Source organism: Kordiimonas aestuarii (assembly GCF_025574465.1).
Classification (GTDB): Bacteria; Pseudomonadota; Alphaproteobacteria; order Sphingomonadales; family Kordiimonadaceae; genus Kordiimonas; species Kordiimonas aestuarii.
The window spans coordinates 147,122-165,000 of the sequence record NZ_JAOBPP010000017.1 but is presented as its reverse complement, the minus strand read 5'-3'; the positions used below and the strand labels follow the sequence as shown (position 1 = coordinate 165,000).

Sequence of the window (17,879 nt, the reverse complement as noted above, 5' to 3'; positions counted from 1 at the left end):
TGTGGCGGGTAGTTTGACTGGGGCGGTCGCCTCCCAAATGGTAACGGAGGCGCGCGATGGTAGGCTCAGATCGGTTGGAAATCGATCGTTGAGTGCAATGGCATAAGCCTGCCTGACTGTGAGACTGACAAGTCGAACAGAGACGAAAGTCGGTCATAGTGATCCGGTGGTTCTGTGTGGAAGGGCCATCGCTCAACGGATAAAAGGTACGCCGGGGATAACAGGCTGATACTGCCCAAGAGCTCATATCGACGGCAGTGTTTGGCACCTCGATGTCGGCTCATCTCATCCTGGGGCTGGAGCAGGTCCCAAGGGTTTGGCTGTTCGCCAATTAAAGAGGTACGTGAGCTGGGTTTAGAACGTCGTGAGACAGTTCGGTCCCTATCTGCCGTGGGCGCAAGAGACTTGAGAGGAGCTGCCCCTAGTACGAGAGGACCGGGGTGGACGGACCTCTGGTGGACCTGTTGTGGCGCCAGCCGCATTGCAGGGTAGCTATGTCCGGACGGGATAACCGCTGAAAGCATCTAAGCGGGAAGCCCCCCTCAAGATTAGGTCTCTCTGAGAGCCGTGGAAGACCACCACGTTGATAGGTCAGGTGTGGAAGTGTGGTAACACATGAAGCTAACTGATACTAATTGCTCGATAGGCTTGAGAGCCCTCCATAGACAGAGAGGAAAGTTCTTCTTCTTATGTCTGCTTCCGGTATCGCAGTAGCGATCCCATGAAGCGCGCTCAAGGCTGCTGGTGAAAACCTGCAGACTTAAGTGATGGATCTTTAAAGCAGCATGTAAAACACGCAATTACTCTTTTGTTGATCTGGTGGTTATAACAAGGTTGTCCCACCCGGTCCCATCCCGAACCCGGAAGTGAAAAGCCTTTGTGCCGATGGTACTTCGTCTTAAGGCGCGGAAGAGTAGGTCGCCGCCAGATCTACAAAAGAGTAAAACATCTTTACACTCAAACACTTAAAACCGGCCAAAGGCCGGTTTTTTAGTTAAGGCTTTTGCCTGCCCCAGGCGCCGGCGCTCACGCTTGGCTCTCGCGAATACGGTCGCGGCGGCCAGCCGGCCTTACCTCAGCCCTAAGGGCGTCGGTAAGATGTGTGACACCGCTCGGTTCCTGCTCGTCAGGCAGCCCTGAGCGCCTTCCATGGGATCGCGTCAAGCGATACCAGGAGCAAAGAAAAAATTGACGCGGGATGGAGCAGTCCGGTAGCTCGTCAGGCTCATAACCTGAAGGTCGTAGGTTCAAATCCTACTCCCGCAACCAAAGCAGAAAACCTCAGCCCATCGGGCTGGGGTTTTTGCTTTTTGGTCGCTGTGAGATACGGATTTTACACCTTGTAAAACAAGATAACTGAATAGCCCCTAGTTTCTTAGACATCTTGAGCTTTCTAATTTTGCTGCTGTTCGAACTCGACGGGTGACAACATCCCGTTGTTACCATGCTTGCGTTTTGGGTTGTAGAAAAACTCGATATAGTCAAACACGTCCTGCCGAGCCTGTGTGCGGTCCCGATAGGTTCGCCGCCTGATCCGCTCCCGCTTGAGGAGTTGGAAGAAACTTTCAGCAACCGCATTGTCGTGACAGTTCCCTCTCCGGCTCATACTAGCTTCCAGATTGTGGGTCTGCAGAAACTTCTGCCACTCATGGCTGGTAAACTGGCTACCCTGGTCTGAATGGATGATCACCTTGGACTTGGGTTTGCGCCGCCAGACAGCCATCAAAAGCGCGCTCAGAACCAGATCCATATGCATGCGGGACTGCATCGACCAGCCGACCACGCGACGAGAATAGAGGTCTATCACGACAGCCAGATACAGAAAGCCTTCATGGGTCTTGATATAGGTGATGTCTGTCACCCAAGTCTGATCGGGCTGAGCTGTATCAAACTGCTGCTGTAGTTGATTAGGGGCCACAATTGTGGGCGATCCGCCATAGCTGCCCGGGCGGCGGCGGTAGCCAACCTGTGCCTTTATGCCTGCCAGACGAGCTAATCGCCAAACCCGGTTCGGTGAACAGGTCTCCCCGATAGAGCGCAGGTCATCATGGATCTTGCGGTAGCCATAGACACAGCCGCTTTCCAGCCATGCCTGTTTGATCAATCCGGTCAGCCGCCTGTCGTCCTTGGCCTTGTTACTCAAGCGCAAGCGTAGCCAGGCATAGAAGCCGCTATGATGCACCAGCAGCACGCGGCACATCACACGCACCCGGAACAAGCCCCGATGCGCTTTGATGAAGGCGTACTTTACTTGGCTTCTCTTGCGAGGTACGCCGTGGCCTTTTTTAGGATATCCCGCTCTTCGGTGACGCGGGCCAGTTCCGCCTTCAAACGACGTATCTCAGCAGTGTCCGCAGCCTCCTGCCTGATCTGCCGCTCCGGCTTGTGATACCGCTTCTTCCAATCGTAAAGCGACTTGGTGCTGATCCCCAGCCGGGTCGCAACCTCAAGCACCGAGTAACCCCGATCAACCACCTGCGCGACCGCGTCACGCTTGAACTCTTCCGTATAACGAATACCTGATGACATACCTAAACTCCTTGCTTCATTTTTACCAAGCAAGATGTCTAGAAATCTAGGGGCTATTCACTCCATATTTTGAGCACAGCGACCATATATTGATCAAATATTATAGTATGTTACTCTGGTAAGCTGCCTTCCGCACACTTCGATGGCCATCTGTCAGATCAAAGGTAACGCTGTGAAATTATTGCTTGTTGCACCCCGCCACGAAATCAGAAAAGGGGAAGATAGCCCGCTCAATGCGTTTGACGCCAATGTCGGCGGCTATGAGATGTCGCCGTCGACGTCCATTGCGACAGTTGCGGCGCTGGTGCCTGAGACTATCGAGGTCAGCCTGTGTAACGAAGCCACGCAACCACTTGATATGGATACGGATGCCGACGTAATAGGCATCACCGCCAATGTATCGCAGGCTGGCCGCGCGATTGATATCGCCAAGGCTTTTCGCAGCCGGGGGAAAATCGTTGTATTTGGCGGGCCGCATGTATCGCTGGCGCCGGAAATATTTGTTGATTATTGCGACAGTATGATGGTTGGCGAGCTGGAGCATATGGCCGAAGAGTTTTTCTCCGACATGGTGAACGGCACCTTGAAACCCAGTTACACGGGGCGCCAAGCGGACATGCGTATATCACCGACACCGCGCTGGGACCTGTATCCGCATGAAAAACTCGTCAGCGGGGTTGTGCAATCCAGCCGCGGGTGCCCCTTTACCTGCAATTTCTGTGATGTGATCCAATATCTGGGTAACAAACAACGCCACAAGGACCCGGCACAGGTTATTAAAGAAATCCAGCAACTTTATGATCTCGGTTTTTCCTCGATCCTGATTGCGGATGACAATTTCACCGCGAACCGCAAAGTGGCGCGGGAACTGCTGCATGCAATTGCCGAGTGGAACGGAGCCGAGGGCCGGGACTTTGTTTCGTTTCAAACCCAGATGTCAATCAATATGACAAAGCATGACGATATGTTGGCCGACTGCCACAGGGCCGGCGTTCTGACCAATTTTGTTGGCATAGAAACCAGTGATCCGCTGGCACTTGCGGAATGTGATAAACGACCGAACAAGGGTTTTGACCTGATTTCGCAGTGTGAGAAATCGGTCTCGGCGGGCATCAAACTTGAACCGGCTTTCATTGTCGGCTTCGATAGCGATACTCAGGCGTCCTTCGAGATGCAGTTCCGGTTTGCGATGGCGCTGCCAGCAGGGTCTGCCCGGGTCGGTCCGTTGGTGGCGCCGGTTGCGACGCCGCTTTTTGATGATATGCGTAAACAAGGCCGCCTTTTGCAGGATCCTAATTCTCTCTCCGGCGCACCGCCTTATTATACATCCAATTTTGAACCGGCACAGTTATCACGGACCGAGCTGTATATCGGCCTGCGCTGGCTGATCAGCAAGCTTTATCACCCGGACAATTTCATGATCCGGCTTGAAAATATTACGAAGCTGTTGGCACCACCCCCGTGGGGTAAACTTGGCCTGGAACAACGCGTCAGGAAGCCACGAGCGCTGAACTCATGGCTTGCCGCAAGCGCGATACGGGAATCGATCAAGCTCAACCCGGCCATGCGCGGCACCATCAATGACGCCATGGCGCTGGCCCGGCACCGCCCGGAAATTTCCAGCGCGATCAGTGAGGTCATCATTCGCTATCTGGCTATTCAGGTCAACCTGACCAAGGGTGGCATGTATGACCCGGAGTGGGCGCAAATGGATGCTCCCCCATTTGACACCAACTTTACCGATGACCGGATTTCTCGCTTGAAGGATTGGCGCCCGATGTATCCGCAGGAGCGTGTGGCCTCCTGACCCTGTATCAGAAAAGGGGCACTCGCTTATTGTGCTTCCATCAACCTGACAACCTCGGCGGTAAAGCCGCCGAGTGTTTCATGGTCAAAGATAGCTGACGGGCTCAGTTCGACGCCAAATTCGTCCTCGACTTCACCGCTTACCAGCACCGCGTCGATTGATTCCAGGCCCAGTTTGATGAACACCGAATTCTCTGTCACATCCTCTGCCGGGACGCCAATTCTTTCGATCACCTTTGTCTTCAAAAACGAAAGAACCTGGGCTGCTCTCGGGTCTGTAGCATTCATTATAGTAGTCTCCACCCTGTACCGTTTCATCGGGACAGATTTTTACACTTAAGGGATTCTAGTGCCACGGTTTGTGAGAAATTGAAATAACTATGGCCCTGAGGTTCAAGAGATATATTGGGGCAACGGCGGAAAAGGGCAGGAATGGCCTTTTTTATTGTCATTCTGGTCAAGGCTGCCCCCACACAGCGGTGCAGACCATGCCCGAACGACAGATGACCGGTTGACACACCAAGATTGACCTTGGCCAGATGTATCTGGGCTGTATCCCGCGCGGCGAACTGCATGCCGCCAATTTCAACGTCCCTGTTTGCCATCCGGTAGATGTACTTTGGTGCCGCGAGCAGTGACAAAATGGTTTCCAGCCGCCGCGCGGTCCAGTCACTTTCCTGAATGCCCGTGCGCTCTTCCGGCGGCATGGTCAATATCCAGTACAGCGCGCTTGACAATGTATGCGTCATATTGAAGCCGGCACCGTACAGGATCAGGACAAGCGCCCGGCAGTCATCGGGCGAAAAATCGACGTGCTGGTCAGATAACATGGCCTGCAAAAGGCCAGCTCGGGCTGGTGTCTTTGAATCAGATTGGACCAGCAATCCCACCGCTTCACTCAGCACGTCCTGTAATGCCAGAACATCCTTCAACGGCAGCATAGGTTCCAGCAACTTGTGAAATTCGGGTGCCAGCAGGTTGAAGCGGTCATCGTCGCTAGGGTGAATGCCCAGCACCTGTTTGTTGACCGTTTGGCATAACGGTTCCGAAAAATCGCGAACAAGGTCAGGTTTTGGCGTCTTCGACAATCGATTGATCGCTTTCTCGATTGTCGCGTCAATCAGCGGCGTCCAAATATTCAGTCGGTTGCTGCCAAGAAACTGGCTTACCAGCCTTCTGGCCGCATTATGCCGTGGGCCGGACATGAAGAACATGGCATTGCTTGCCATACGGATGGCAACGTTCAGATCAACTCCTGTCGCGTGCGCCAGCGCCGTCAGATGGTCAATCATGCGAGGTGGGCCGAAAGCCGCATCATCGGTAATGATGGTACGGGCTGAAACTGTATCCCTGACATGCCACACTTTGCCGACCTTGTGAGGCTGACCCTTCAAATCACACGGCAGGGTGCTAGGCGTCTGGATGACAGCAGTTTTGTGGAAACACACTTTATCCCGCAACAGGGTCAGATTGGGGAAGCTGCGGGCAAGCGCGGGGGCGACCCGGCTGATTGTCAGCCTTGCCAGAGCCTCACCTGGGCATTTGTGTGCCCCTGTGCCAAAGGACATGATCTGACCTTGTTTCAGGGGGCACTCCCCTGCGGGCGTGTCGTTTGTTATGGCTGCTGCCCGGATGGCATTGTTCATGCCTGGCATATCGAGGGTGATGGTTTGCCCTGCGCTCACCGGACAGCTACCCACCATACTGTCGCCGTTGGCAACCCGGTATAAAAACAAGGTCGAGGGATATAGGCTGAGCAATCGTTCAAGGTGCTGTTCGCGCCAGCCATTCTGCGCCGCTGCCCGCCAGGGTGCATGGTCTTGGATCAACAGTCCCCAAAGGAAAAAAGCCATGCTTTCGGCCATTGTATGCGCTGCAACAACCAATGTGGCGATGGTGGCATAGACCGAAACACCTTCCGGCATCTGCGGTTTGTCTTCCGCGACGATTTGGGCAAGCGGGCGCGGCTTAAGCGCGGGATTAAAGCCATCAGTCGGGATCATATCTATGATCTCGCCAATGGCAGCGGACATCAATCGTATCTGGCGCAGCGACAAAAGTGGTTCTGTCAGGATACTGACGCGGGAGACAAGTTCGATCAAATCGCTATCGGGCTTGGGCCGAAGGCCGACCAGTTTGCCGATCACTGCGGAAAAAAGCGGGTCGGTAAAATCGCGCACCAGATCAGGATTAGGGCTGGCCTCGAGATGCCTGATCTGGGTGTCAATCTGTGCATCAATCATGTCGGACCAGTCGGCCATCGACCGTTCACTGAAAAACCGTGCCAGAATGCGGCGCGACTGCAGATGGCTGCTACCCTCCTGAAAGATAAGCGAGCTTTTTATCACCTTTTTCAGGTTCGAAAAATCCTCCCCCGTCGCGGCTTCCAGCCGTTCAAGATGCGGGCCGATACCGGCGACTGTCATTTCGCGGCTCCGCAATACCTTGGTGGCAGCATGAGGATCAGAAACCATGATTTGCGGCATACCTGCGCGGGGAGTGCCCATTGTTTATTTTTCCGCTTTCATATGCTGTTCCGGCCCGTTTTCTGTTTGCCGCTGGCGGTGCTTTTCCCGCCAGGCTGCAGCAATCGCCTGTCGCCTGATTTTACCGCTGCTTGTGCGTTCCAGTTTGCCGCGCGGCACAAAGCGGATTTCATCCAGCTTGATGCTCCATTCCCCCGCAACTGCCTGCGCGATTGCATGTTTAACTCGGTCAGGTTCATCAATCGTGAATCTGGCCAGTTTCAGCTCGATCAGTAACACTGCGTGGCCGCTAACCGTGGGGTCAGTCATAAAGGCCGCGGCAGCCGACGGATTGAGCGCATCGTGCATGGTGGAAGCCAACCACTCAAGCTCGGTAGACGCTATTTTCATGCCGTTTGCAATGATGATATCTTTGATCCGACCTGTGATATAAAGCCAGTCGTCGACAATCATACCCAGGTCACCTGTGCGCAACCATGGCCCAAGGAGATCGGCATTAGCAGTATCGCTCCTGGCCTGTATGCCAAAGGTCGCTGCGGTGTCATCGGGCAGGTTCACATACCCCCGGCCCACCGAACCACCACGAAGCCAGATTTCACCTTTGGTCCCATCTGGGAGAGGCACACCGCTTTCGGGGTCAAAGATACGAAGCCCCGCCTTTGTATCTGCGGTCAATTGACAGGGGTGAGTATTTTCCAGGCCTGTTGGGGGCATCCCAAGCTCTCTTTCCCCTGCGGCATACAGCGTGAATTCCGCCATGCCATAACAGGCAAAAACAGCATTTGGGAGCAGGCCGAAGCGGGCAAAGCGTTGCCGGAACGCGGGAAGCAGGTCACCCGGTATGGGCTCTGCGCCGCAAAAGGCAGTCACCCAGGTGGAAAGATCCAGATTGTCACAATCCTTGTCCGACACATGCGCCAGACAGTGGGCAAAAGAAAAGGCAGGCCCTCCACTCATGGTCGCTTGGAAATCGGAAATGCATTTCAGCCAAAATATCGGTTTGCGGATCATGTCGAATGGGCTGAGCTGGGCGCTATAGCCCCCGCGTAGCAGGGGATACAGGATGCCGCCCATCAGGCCCATGTCATGATAGTGCGGTAGCCAGTTGACGAACCGCGTTTGCTCGCTGATTCGGAACCGGTCACTACATATTTTAGCGTTGGCAATAATCTGGTCGTCAAATATCCGGATACCTTTCGGCATCCGTGTTGACCCGGATGTATACTGGATCAATGCTGGTCCTGCGGTATCGTTGGGCACCGGCTCGTGTCTGGTGGATGTTTCGACCTCTGTCACCATACCGTCCATGGCCAGCCCTGCAACGGGACAGGGCAGGGCGATCTCGCCCTCATGGGTTAGCGCCCTGCACAGATTATTCACCTGATCCGCATCACAGAAAATAGCGGCTGCCCCACAGTCCTGAACAATATGGCGTAACCGGTCCGACTGTGACCCCGGGCGCGGCAGGGCAACGGGCACTATGGTGACATCTGACAGCAATCCGGCTATTAGGGAACTCAGAAACAGTTCGCCATGTGAAAAGGCAAGAACGACCGTTTTTGGCCCCGGTCCGCAGATATCACGCCATAACGCCTGCATGCGTTCAGCACGATCCAACAAATTGGCACCGGTGAGGTCAATTGCCGGGTTATCGCCGGAGCGCCTGACAACAGTAAAAACTGGTTTGTCCTTCTTCGCGTGAAGGCGCTTTAGTAATTGCTGCTGTAGGGCCGTTTTCATTGAAAAATATGCTTTTCCTGGAATGAACGTTATGGACCAAGGCCTTTAGGGGCAGTCTACTTTCCGCTGTTCAGCAAGAGTTGCCGCCACAGCGGAGCGGTAATATTGACATTCTGCGGCTCCCCGCTCATTGCGGCTTCAAGATGTTGCAGGTAAGCCCCAGCCCATCTGTTGTGCCACTCCTGCCTTGTCTCGCCTTCAAACGGGTCGGGCAAGCGCAGAATATCGTACCGTAGCTGACCGTCTTGCCAATTGCTATAAATCCAGAAGCTGGGTATTGAAAATTCCTGGGCCAGACGTGGGATGGTGTCCGGGATGCTGATGGGAATACCAAACAGTTTACCTTTGGCTCCGTTGGTTTTTTTTGCGGCAAAAGACAGGGACCCATTATCCACAGGCAGGATAACGGCCTCGCCTCGGCGTAGTGCTTTGACCAGCCCGATGGCGGCGCCTTCCCGCCCGCCCTGCAGTGGAAAGTTCCGATCATCAAGATTACCTGCATCATCATTTGTATGGCCGAGTGTCGCAAATCGAAAACGGTTGAAATAAAGTGAAATCAGATGCTGCATATAGGGACCCTGATGGCTACAGGCAAACAGTACAGGTCGGTCCTTCCCAATATAGGGTTTGAGAATATCAAAATCTGCGGCGACGGTAAGCTGTGCAACCTCCTGCGCGCTTACCTTTGGCACGGGCGTCAGGTAATGGTTTGCAGATGTGGCCCGGAAGGTTTTGTCCTGCCAGTCTTTATAAGAAATCCCGGATTGCTTGCGCCGTTCCCAGGCGAACCTGAGATATTGCCGTCCCTGCATAACATCGGAAGGTGCTGGCTCCAGCGAGAAGAATATGTCGCGTACTTCTGCCGGAGCTCGGAAAAGCCCGGCTTCTTTGTTATCTGAAAGGCGGGACAACCTGTCGCGGATACCAATGCTTTCGGGGCAGTCGATAATCTGGCAGAGATCCTGAAACAGGCGGGAGATCAACGACGACTGTTCGATACAGTCTTGCCAGGCGATGGCATAATCCCAGGCTTCCTGTGCGCGTTCCTGATTCATCAATAACCGGACAAAGCCAACCTCCAGCCGTTCATGGGATAAAGTTGCACATTGCAACTGCATATCTGCGGCCTGGTCACGACAGCCAAGCAAAAGAAAATCCTGCGCGAGGCGAACACCAACAGGAACACGGTGCAGGCCCTCGGTGGCAAAGAGGTGCTTGCGAATTTCTATCGATTTTCCGGTATGCCCGATTGACATTTCCAGTTCTGATAGAAGCTGTAACGCCGGGACCGAATCCGGATTAATGCCCAGCGCCATGTCAATGATGCGTCGCGCGTGGGTGTCTTCCAGCAAGAACAGGTGGCACTGTGCGATTTGAAAGGTGCGTCGGCTGAAACAGCCATCATCCAAACCGATGGCGCGCCAGTGGCTCAAGGCAGTTTCCCAGTCCCTCATACGGAAGGCAAGGTCGCCCAGCGCCTGTTGATATTCTGTCTGCCGTTCTGGATTGTCCTTCAATGCAGTCTCAAGGATGGCGCGTGTATTGGATGCCAGAGCACGAGCAGCGGGGCCGTTCATCTGTGTGGCCAATGCCGTGTCGATCCGGGCAATCAGTGTGCCTGGATGGTAGGGGGTAAGGGCCAGATTGCTATTATACAGGTAATTGGCCAGTTTTTGGTCGCCCAGTGCCGTAGCGAGTTGGGCGCGCGCCAAGCGTACCGAGATATCATTTGGAGCCAGAGCTCGCGCATCATCCAGCACACTCGCGGCGTCATGGTCGCGGTATAGCGCCTGTAGCACCGATGCCTTTTTCAGCAGCAGTTGAAAGTTGTCGGGGTCTATGGCAATGGCGGCCTGCAAATATCGCAGGGCGTCCGAGAGTTTGCCGTGGGCAAAGGCGCTGTCTGCGAGGCCATGTTCTACGCACTCGTGATTATCCTGTGCAGGCGCCATTTTGCACGAGCCCTTTTTGTGATCAGAAAATCCTCCAGGATAATGCCTGATCTATGTCTTCCAGTTCGTTTTTCGCTGCGGTCATGTCCGATGGATGGACTTGGGCTCCGAAAAAAATGGTCCTGCCTCGCATTGTTCGGTGCTGGTACGTCATCAATACGGTTGGGGTAGGGTATTTCCATTGTTCAGGAGGGTTGGTCTCCGATTTGTGTCGCAGTTTAGGCAACTCGTATCTGGTAAGGCAAGTGCCTTTGTTTGATAATATCTTCATTGATCTTTCTGCTCTTTCCCAGAATGGCGTATTCCCTGCCCAAATAGACGTCAGCAGGAGTCAGGTCATTCGGTATGGTGGCGCAGATGCACCCATAACGCACGGTATTGACATGGGAAAGTTTGGTGTGCGGCGCGAGCAACATGGCGCGGTCGAGAGAACAAGCTCCTGCGTGAGGAGCGCGAAATCTTAGAGTGGGTCGTTGATATCTGCCATATCACCACCATCCGCGACAGTATGTCAGATGACACTGAGACAGCACGGCATCATGCCGTCCAAGGCGTCACGAACGGGGGTCAACTGCCAGCTGGTTTTGTATTTTTGAGTGATTTAAGGCCGTTCAAAAACCAGATAGTGATAGGAGGTGATGGCCGATTTCACCAACCGGGCCCATCCCTCATGGCCCGCCTCGCGCACAATCTGGATATAGGGTGCAAGCGTATCAGCCGTGATATCTTCCGCCGTGCGAAGGTGCAGGCCGGCTTCCTCAGCCAGTGGCGAAAAAATGCCGGGGTCCGTGCCAAGATTGCATTTTGGAAACTGAAGGCCCAAACAGCGGCGGTATAAGGCATCTGTTACAATAAGCCGCCCGCCCGGGCGTAATACACGTGCGGCCTCAGCAAGGAAAGTCGCGCGGGTTTCGAAATAGAACATCGCTTCCACGCAAAAAATACGGTCAAAGCTGGCGTCAGGGAAGGTAAGCTTGGTCGCATCCATCACCTGGAACAAACCTTGGGGGCACCGCCTGCGGGATGCCTTGATCTGCGCCTCAGACAGATTGATGCCATGGATGGCCGCCCTGTCATAAAGGCCGGCAAGACAAGCGGTTGTTGCCCCAAGCCCGCACCCAACATCAAGCAAATCGCGGCAATCGGCCTTTTCCGCCGCACTATCTACCGCGGCCATATGGTTCACCAAGGCAATACAGGCAGCAACAAAGGAAGTCTTCTTTTTCCGGGCTATATCTTCCCAAAAACCAATATTATAGAAACCGCTGTCGCCATAGAAACTGCGGGCGAAATCACCTTGAATTTCCCGGTCATAATTGGCGATAAAGCGTGACTGATCATTGGTCATCGGCGCGGTTCCTAAAAAAAGTCCGGACTTTGGCGAGCATGATGCCAGTCATACAGGATGCCAGTCATACACACTGCGTTTGAGCGTTACAACAAGTTTGCGCCCGAGAATTGCTGTCTGTGCGGACATCTGCCTCGCACGATAAACGTTTTTAATCACTGGTTTTTCTGATATCGCAGCAGTAAGAGTTAAGGGGGTGGACTATCTTTCATTTGCCCCCTCAGGACACACAACCCATAGGGCTCCGCATGTATATCCCGACCCTTGATCTCCGAGGCTGTGAAACAAAATTGAAATCGGCAACTCGTGCCGTGCGTGACCCGCAGGGATCGTGGCCTGTCTCAATCCTGTCGAAACCCCTGATCCACTTTCAGGTGCGAAACCAGCATATAGCACTGGTAACCGATCCAGATGCCATCAAGACAATCCTGTGTAGCGGCGAACAGGCCTTCCCCAAATGGCTACCGATTTACCGGGCAAGTGCAACGCGCTACTCCGGACCCAACAGCATCTTAGCTGTACAGGGTCTGCAGTGGACCGAATATAGAAAGGCCTTTAACCCCCAGTTTGCACCTGACAGAACCGAACTGCTGACAGAAGTTTCCCAGGCTGTAGCCACATCAGCAACCCGTCCCCTTGTCGGCCTGCAAAGCCTGTTTCCCTTATGCAACCGGATCGCCATTGATGTGATGTGGCGCACCCTGATGGGGGACAATGCCCATTCTCCTACTGACCCGCATATTCAGGCGATATCGGACCGGATGGTTGCGGCATTTGACCGTGACGATTTGGCCGGCGCCGCGATCAGCATCATGGGTCTGGTAGCGACAGCTTCTGGCCGGCTGCCTGGCCCCGAAATGGCACAGAACCATCCCTTCCGTTCATTGACAGCCGAAAGTAGTGTCAATCTCAGTGGGCTCAGTGAAGCAGAGCTTAAGGACAATCTGTTTGCGCTGTTGTATGCCGGGCAGGAAACAACGGCACTCGCGCTTTCCTGGACGCTGTGGATTTTAGGCCAAGATCAGGACTTGCAAGACAAGGTGCGCGCCGAAATAGGCTCCGTGCCCAAAGATGCACTGATGCGGCGTGAAGGCCTTAACCGCTTGGATTTGCTGACCTGTGTGCTGAAAGAATCCATGCGCCTGCTTCCGCCTGCCCTGGCAACCATCCGGACCAATACAGAGGCAGTGATTGTGGCGGGAACCGACTTACCACCAAACACAGTGCTGGTGGTGCCTTTCTATGCCCTGCACCGCAGCACTACGCTTTGGCAAGAGCCCGATGTTTTTCGTCCATCCCGCTTCAATGCGCAATCGCCTGAACCGAGACATCCGATGGCGTTCATCCCGTTTTCAAGCGGCAGGCACATATGCATCGCGGCCAAAAACAGCATGTTCGAAATGGTCGCCATCCTTGCCACGATCATTCGGGAAAAGCGATTTATAACCCATGATGCGGAGAGCGTGAAATTGTACGCTAGTCTGGCGCTGCGCTCACGCCAGCCCCTGCTCGTGGAATTCTCGTCACTGTAAGCCAAAATAAAGTGGCCAACACCGGCTGCGTCGGCGACCTCGCGATCTTGCGTTAATGTTTTACGCAGACTGATGTACTGGTTCTGGTGCCGGTTCGATACGGTTAAGGCTTTGGTAAATGTCCGGCAAAGGATACAGGAAAATACGCTCCAGCCCCGCTCATATCAAGCCAACGCTCAAAGGCCTTCATCATCAAAAACCGGCGTTCCTCGGGGCGAGGCCTCATGGTAGAGCCGCTTGTCCGGAGCCCGTTGGTCTTGCTGGATGTGTTTGTCCTTGTTTTCAAAATAGTAACAATCTCCGCGCCAAAGGTTGCAGCGCTGGCTTATTTCATAAAAGGTAGCACGCGAAAGGCACGTACAACTTACCTGACAAGCCCATAGCGAAGAGTAAGGTCCGGTCGGGTCCATCAGTATTTGACGAATAGCTTCTAGTGTCGCACGGTAACTCAAGTGTGCAACCTTTCCCGAGTCTAGTCTGCCCTGATTATATTGCTGAAGCGCCGGGCGGCACAAAAAAATATAATATAAACATGAGCTTAAATACACAAGATGTTGCGGTTTAAGCAGCCGAAATCCCCCAATATAAAGCTGGCATATCACTGGCCCCCATTAATGTCCTGCGGAAAGATATCGCCAAGCCGATGCCCGCCTCAAATTCAGGTTTTCCGGTCCGCTTTTAATCAACCGTTCCAACTTCTGCAGATAACTCGCTGTCCACTTATTAAGCCACTCTGCTTCAGATAGCCCGCCTGCTGAAACATCAATTTCTTCAATTTCCACCATGATACGCCGCTCTTTCCAAACTGGCTGAACCCATACCGTTGGCACCGAAAACCTGTAAGCCAGGCGCGGGATCAGATTGGTAATTCTGAACTTTTGGCCGCACAAGGTTCCATAGCTGTAGCCCGATGTGAACTGTGGATTGAAAGCCACAAACGGTGCATCAACTGACGAGCCCAGCATACCGCCTTCATCAATCAGTCGCTTGATAGCCCGGATGGTCGCGCCGTTGTTCAAGCTTGTTACCAGTGGGTTGAAAGGGGGCTTCCGATGTTCTGACGCCTTGGCTGCCCAGCCGGAGAGATAATGGAATTGCGGAATTTTCCGTGACAGATACCAGACAACCGCGGGAACACCCATATGAGATGAAACAATGAAACACGGCCGCCGATCTCTCGCTAAGGGCTCAAGGACAGAGAGACCGTCGTCGTCGAGATAGTGATTGAGCGCATCAAGCTCGCTGACATCTCGGTACAGAAGGTCGTCATACTCCATCCATGTACGGGTGGCCAGATCGGCGCGCTTCTTCCAGTCAGAAAAATCAAGTCCCGGCACCTTGCTGTGTGACCAGGCAACCGCATAAACGCTGGGGTCAGAGGATGCAGGCTCACCGGATTTCAATTCCACGGGATCATGGTTTTCCTGCCAGGTTGCGTCCAATAAATTCCGAAAGCGCCCTTTGGCTGGGCATGCCAATTCTTCCATCACGGTGGGCGGGTTCGCCTCAGGGTGAAGGCTGCCAACAGGTGGGTCTTTCCCTTTCAATTGGGCCAGGCAGGCCATCATTTCCGCGATCCAACCCAAGCCCGGATAAAGCCCATGCCATGCCCGGCATATTGCCAAAGCTTCATCCAGGCGCCCATATTCAGCCAACATGATAGTCAGCCGTTCATTTGGGACCAGTTTGGTTAACTTGATAAGGTCATCCAGCATGCCGCCTATTTCATGCTCCCGAGACGCCGCAGCGCAAAGCATGATCAGTTCCATCACGACCGCAATATCCGTCGGGTTTGCCTTGCGAGCCCGGACCAGATAGCCGATGGCAGCCTCTGTATCCCCTTTGACCCGTTGCACCTGAGCCATGGCCATGCAGGCACGGGTTTCGATCATCGGCGAAAGTTCTGGGTGCTGCAGCAAATCGGTGAGTATGGTTTCGGCCTGCCTGGCGTCTCCCATGCCAAGCAGGCTGCGAGCGTGGATGATGCTTGCCTCAATATGCTGCGGCATTACGCCGAGAACGGTAGCGCTGTGATCTGCAGCGGCAAGCCAGTGCCCCTGCGCGTTTGCAACGGCCGCAAGGCGCAGATGACTTGTTGTATCCGCAGGCGCCAGGTTTTTTAGTGTGGCAACATAAACCTCGTAACGACTATGGTCATCGGCCAACAAACAGGCTGAAACCAGCGCCAGATAAACCGTTTTATTATCTGGATATGCCCGTGCCAAAGCCTCAAGCCTACTTATAGCGTCACGGTTTTTGCCAATCTTTTGCAGAGTAAAGGCCTCTTTGATACCGAGATCGATATCTCCAGCCAAATGCTGAGAAGCCTTTTGCACCAGTTCCAGTGCCAGGAGAGGTTGTTGCCGTGCGATTGCGGTATCGATACAACCAAACCATGCTGGCTTATTACCCGGCTCTTTTCCAAGAATAGCTTCATAGTGCGTCATGCATTCGCCAAACTGGCCAACTTCTCGGCAAGCCAGCGCCAATGCAAGCCGCACCGGTATGATATCCGGAAACCGCTCAAGCATGGACTGCAACTGAGCAAGGACTTCCTCCTTGCGCCCAAGCGCCTTCAGGGCTGCCGCTTTTTTCAGTCCAAAGACAAATTCCCCGGGCAATTTTACGTCTGCTGTTTCAGCATATCGGAGCGCTACATCATGATTTGAAAGAGCAAGGGCACAGTCGATCAACCCTATCCACGCCCCTTTATTGCTGTCGTCGACGTCAAGAGCGGATTGGAACAGGTTCATGCAGCGGTCAATGTCACTTAGCGCCCGCCAGCTTGCCGCCATATCCATGATCACGGAGACATTGCGTTTATCTTTTACCCAAATTTTTTCCAAACAGTCCAGGGCTTCCTTGTGGCGGCCCAGCCGCCGTAGGGTAAACGCCTGTCGTTGTTGCAGCAGGATATCATCAGGCGCGAACTCAAGCGCCTCTTTGAGAAGAACCAGTGCGCTTTTGTCATCCTGACGGGCCAGCGCATCATTTGCACGCTTGAGCAAGCCCTCCCGGTCTCGGCATATATGGTCAGGCTTATTGGGAATGTTCGTATTCATATTGAGCCATCCTTGGTTGCCCGATCACTAGCAGTATGGGCGTCTATCTTTGCAGGAAGATCGCGCTGCGGCCAGTAAGGATTTGGATGCCATCATGAAGTCGTGCCGGGACTGCGGTGCTATATGAAAAGCACTTTATGAACAATAAATATTGCAGTCAGCTGGAAAGCCCTACGGAGGGTCTCAGCGGTATCCATCACCGTGGATGACAATCAACCTCGTTGCCGGCGAGGCTGGATGTTAATTGCTTGGTGTTAAGTGTGATTATCAGGATAATACTGGTCGACTATATCCAGGTTATTCAAATACTTAAAAGCGTCAAAAGCGCCTTTCTGGTCCATCAGGGCTATCTGTTCTGTCACTAGTTGCTCTTTGGGGCGTCCTAGCAACTTCTTGAGAATGATAAGGAACTTTAGTTCTATTAGATTGCGATACATCCACATTGGTGGGAACTTGGGGGGGCGAGTACCATTCTCGACATATTCGGTGAGTATCTTCGTGATACCTAATCGGTAGCTGCGATGTTTGGCGAACTCAAGAGAGCAATTGGTTGCAGGAACATGATGTTTAATGATTGCTGCTGGTACGTAAATCCCTGAGTAATTTTGTCTTAATAAGCGCTTCTGTAGTACCGTCTCTTCCCCCAGGGCTGAATAGTTTTCTGTAATTCCCAAGTATTCGGGGAATCCCTTGATGTTCAGAAGGGCTGTTTTGAAAATACCAAAATTTCCCCCCAAAAAAAGTGGCTCTCTTATCTCTTTCAGTTCTTCCCCAAGGGAAAAACCTAATGCAGAAGGAGGCAAATGGCTTCTCAGCCAGAATTTGGGCATAGTTTCATATACAGCTTGGAGCGGACCCCCAAAAAAATGCTTGTGATCGTGAGCCTGGGCGGCGGCTATATAACTTGCAAGAGTATCCGTTCCAACTTCAATGTCGTCATCAAAGAATATAAGAAATTTACCCGATGCTGCTCTTGAACCAAGATTTCGTGCTTTTGCCAGACTTTTATCATTGGTTTTAATGAACTTTACGGTGGAGGGATACGCATAAGCGTTTGCGACAACTTCACTTTCGATGAAGTTGCCACTGTTTTCCACAATAATTACTTCAGTTTCCGCGATGCGATCACATCGGGCGAGTGATGTAAGCGTTCGTTCCAGACTTTTTGGCTGATTGTGAGTTACAATAATGACGGTACAGAAAGCACTCATTTATAAGCCTGTTTATGCCATTGTTCGGTGTGTATCATTTATTAGGACGCATGGTTCATACACTTTGTTAATTACTTTACTTTTCCCTGTAAAGACACTTTTTACTTTGTGTCAGTACCAAGTATTTTTATACGATCTATATGCAAAAGTATTTTGCTGTTAATGCTACTACAATATCAATCTACTCAATCTATAAACATACAGGATAAAAAG

At 53.0% G+C, this 17,879-nt stretch carries 10 protein-coding genes, 1 tRNA gene and 2 rRNA genes (1 of these 13 cut by a window edge); 5 read left to right on the top strand and 8 right to left on the bottom strand.

The annotated features are described in order from the left end of the window. The 3 genes from OEU85_RS06090 to OEU85_RS06080 all read left to right on the top strand — a co-directional run. Nucleotides 1–656: ribosomal RNA gene (locus OEU85_RS06090) — 23S ribosomal RNA — on the top strand; it begins 2,090 nt to the left of the window's first position. Between the two features lie 159 nt (nucleotides 657–815). Next, nucleotides 816–930, top strand: a 5S ribosomal RNA gene (gene rrf, locus OEU85_RS06085). Nucleotides 931–1,192: 262 nt separating this feature from the next. Continuing rightward, nucleotides 1,193–1,269: transfer RNA gene (locus OEU85_RS06080), tRNA-Met, on the top strand. A gap of 124 nt (nucleotides 1,270–1,393) precedes the next feature. On the opposite strand, the gene OEU85_RS06075 is transcribed toward OEU85_RS06080, so the two are convergent. Then, a protein-coding gene (locus OEU85_RS06075) for an IS3 family transposase (protein WP_394805385.1) occupies nucleotides 1,394–2,529 on the bottom strand; the annotation gives its coding sequence in 2 pieces (ribosomal slippage) (nucleotides 1,394–2,256 and nucleotides 2,256–2,529; 1,137 coding nt in all). Nucleotides 2,530–2,701: 172 nt separating this feature from the next. On the opposite strand from OEU85_RS06075, the gene OEU85_RS06070 reads away from it, so the two are divergent. Then, complete coding sequence (locus OEU85_RS06070) at nucleotides 2,702–4,336, top strand: B12-binding domain-containing radical SAM protein (RefSeq protein WP_262690565.1); 1,635 nt, start codon at nucleotides 2,702–2,704, stop codon at nucleotides 4,334–4,336. A gap of 26 nt (nucleotides 4,337–4,362) precedes the next feature. On the opposite strand, the gene OEU85_RS06065 is transcribed toward OEU85_RS06070, so the two are convergent. The 5 genes from OEU85_RS06065 to OEU85_RS06045 form a co-directional block, all read right to left on the bottom strand. Further along, nucleotides 4,363–4,569: an acyl carrier protein gene (locus tag OEU85_RS06065; RefSeq protein ID WP_262690564.1), complete on the bottom strand. Its 207-nt coding sequence runs from the start codon at nucleotides 4,567–4,569 to the stop codon at nucleotides 4,363–4,365. Between the two features lie 80 nt (nucleotides 4,570–4,649). Next, nucleotides 4,650–6,842: a cytochrome P450 gene (locus OEU85_RS06060; RefSeq protein WP_262690563.1), complete on the bottom strand. Its 2,193-nt coding sequence runs from the start codon at nucleotides 6,840–6,842 to the stop codon at nucleotides 4,650–4,652. A 3-nt stretch (nucleotides 6,843–6,845) separates the two neighbouring features. After that, a complete protein-coding gene (locus OEU85_RS06055; RefSeq protein ID WP_262690562.1) occupies nucleotides 6,846–8,561 on the bottom strand; it encodes an AMP-binding protein in 1,716 nt (571 codons plus the stop codon). 56 nt (nucleotides 8,562–8,617) lie between these two features. Next, on the bottom strand, nucleotides 8,618–10,513 hold the full coding sequence (locus tag OEU85_RS06050) for a tetratricopeptide repeat protein (protein ID WP_262690561.1): 1,896 nt from the start codon (nucleotides 10,511–10,513) through the stop codon (nucleotides 8,618–8,620). A gap of 601 nt (nucleotides 10,514–11,114) precedes the next feature. Continuing rightward, a complete protein-coding gene (locus tag OEU85_RS06045; RefSeq protein WP_262690560.1) occupies nucleotides 11,115–11,861 on the bottom strand; it encodes a methyltransferase domain-containing protein in 747 nt (248 codons plus the stop codon). Between the two features lie 290 nt (nucleotides 11,862–12,151). Here OEU85_RS06045 and OEU85_RS06040 point away from each other — a divergent pair, with 290 nt between their 5' ends. Beyond that, nucleotides 12,152–13,393, top strand: a complete 1,242-nt coding sequence (locus tag OEU85_RS06040; protein WP_262690559.1) for a cytochrome P450 — start codon at nucleotides 12,152–12,154, stop codon at nucleotides 13,391–13,393. Between the two features lie 611 nt (nucleotides 13,394–14,004). On the opposite strand, the gene OEU85_RS06035 is transcribed toward OEU85_RS06040, so the two are convergent. Together OEU85_RS06035 and OEU85_RS06030 are read right to left on the bottom strand one after the other, a co-directional pair. Continuing rightward, on the bottom strand, nucleotides 14,005–16,455 hold the full coding sequence (locus OEU85_RS06035) for a hypothetical protein (protein WP_262690558.1): 2,451 nt from the start codon (nucleotides 16,453–16,455) through the stop codon (nucleotides 14,005–14,007). A gap of 254 nt (nucleotides 16,456–16,709) precedes the next feature. After that, a complete protein-coding gene (locus tag OEU85_RS06030) occupies nucleotides 16,710–17,666 on the bottom strand; it encodes a glycosyltransferase family A protein (protein ID WP_262690557.1) in 957 nt (318 codons plus the stop codon). Nucleotides 17,667–17,879: the final 213 nt, after the last annotated feature.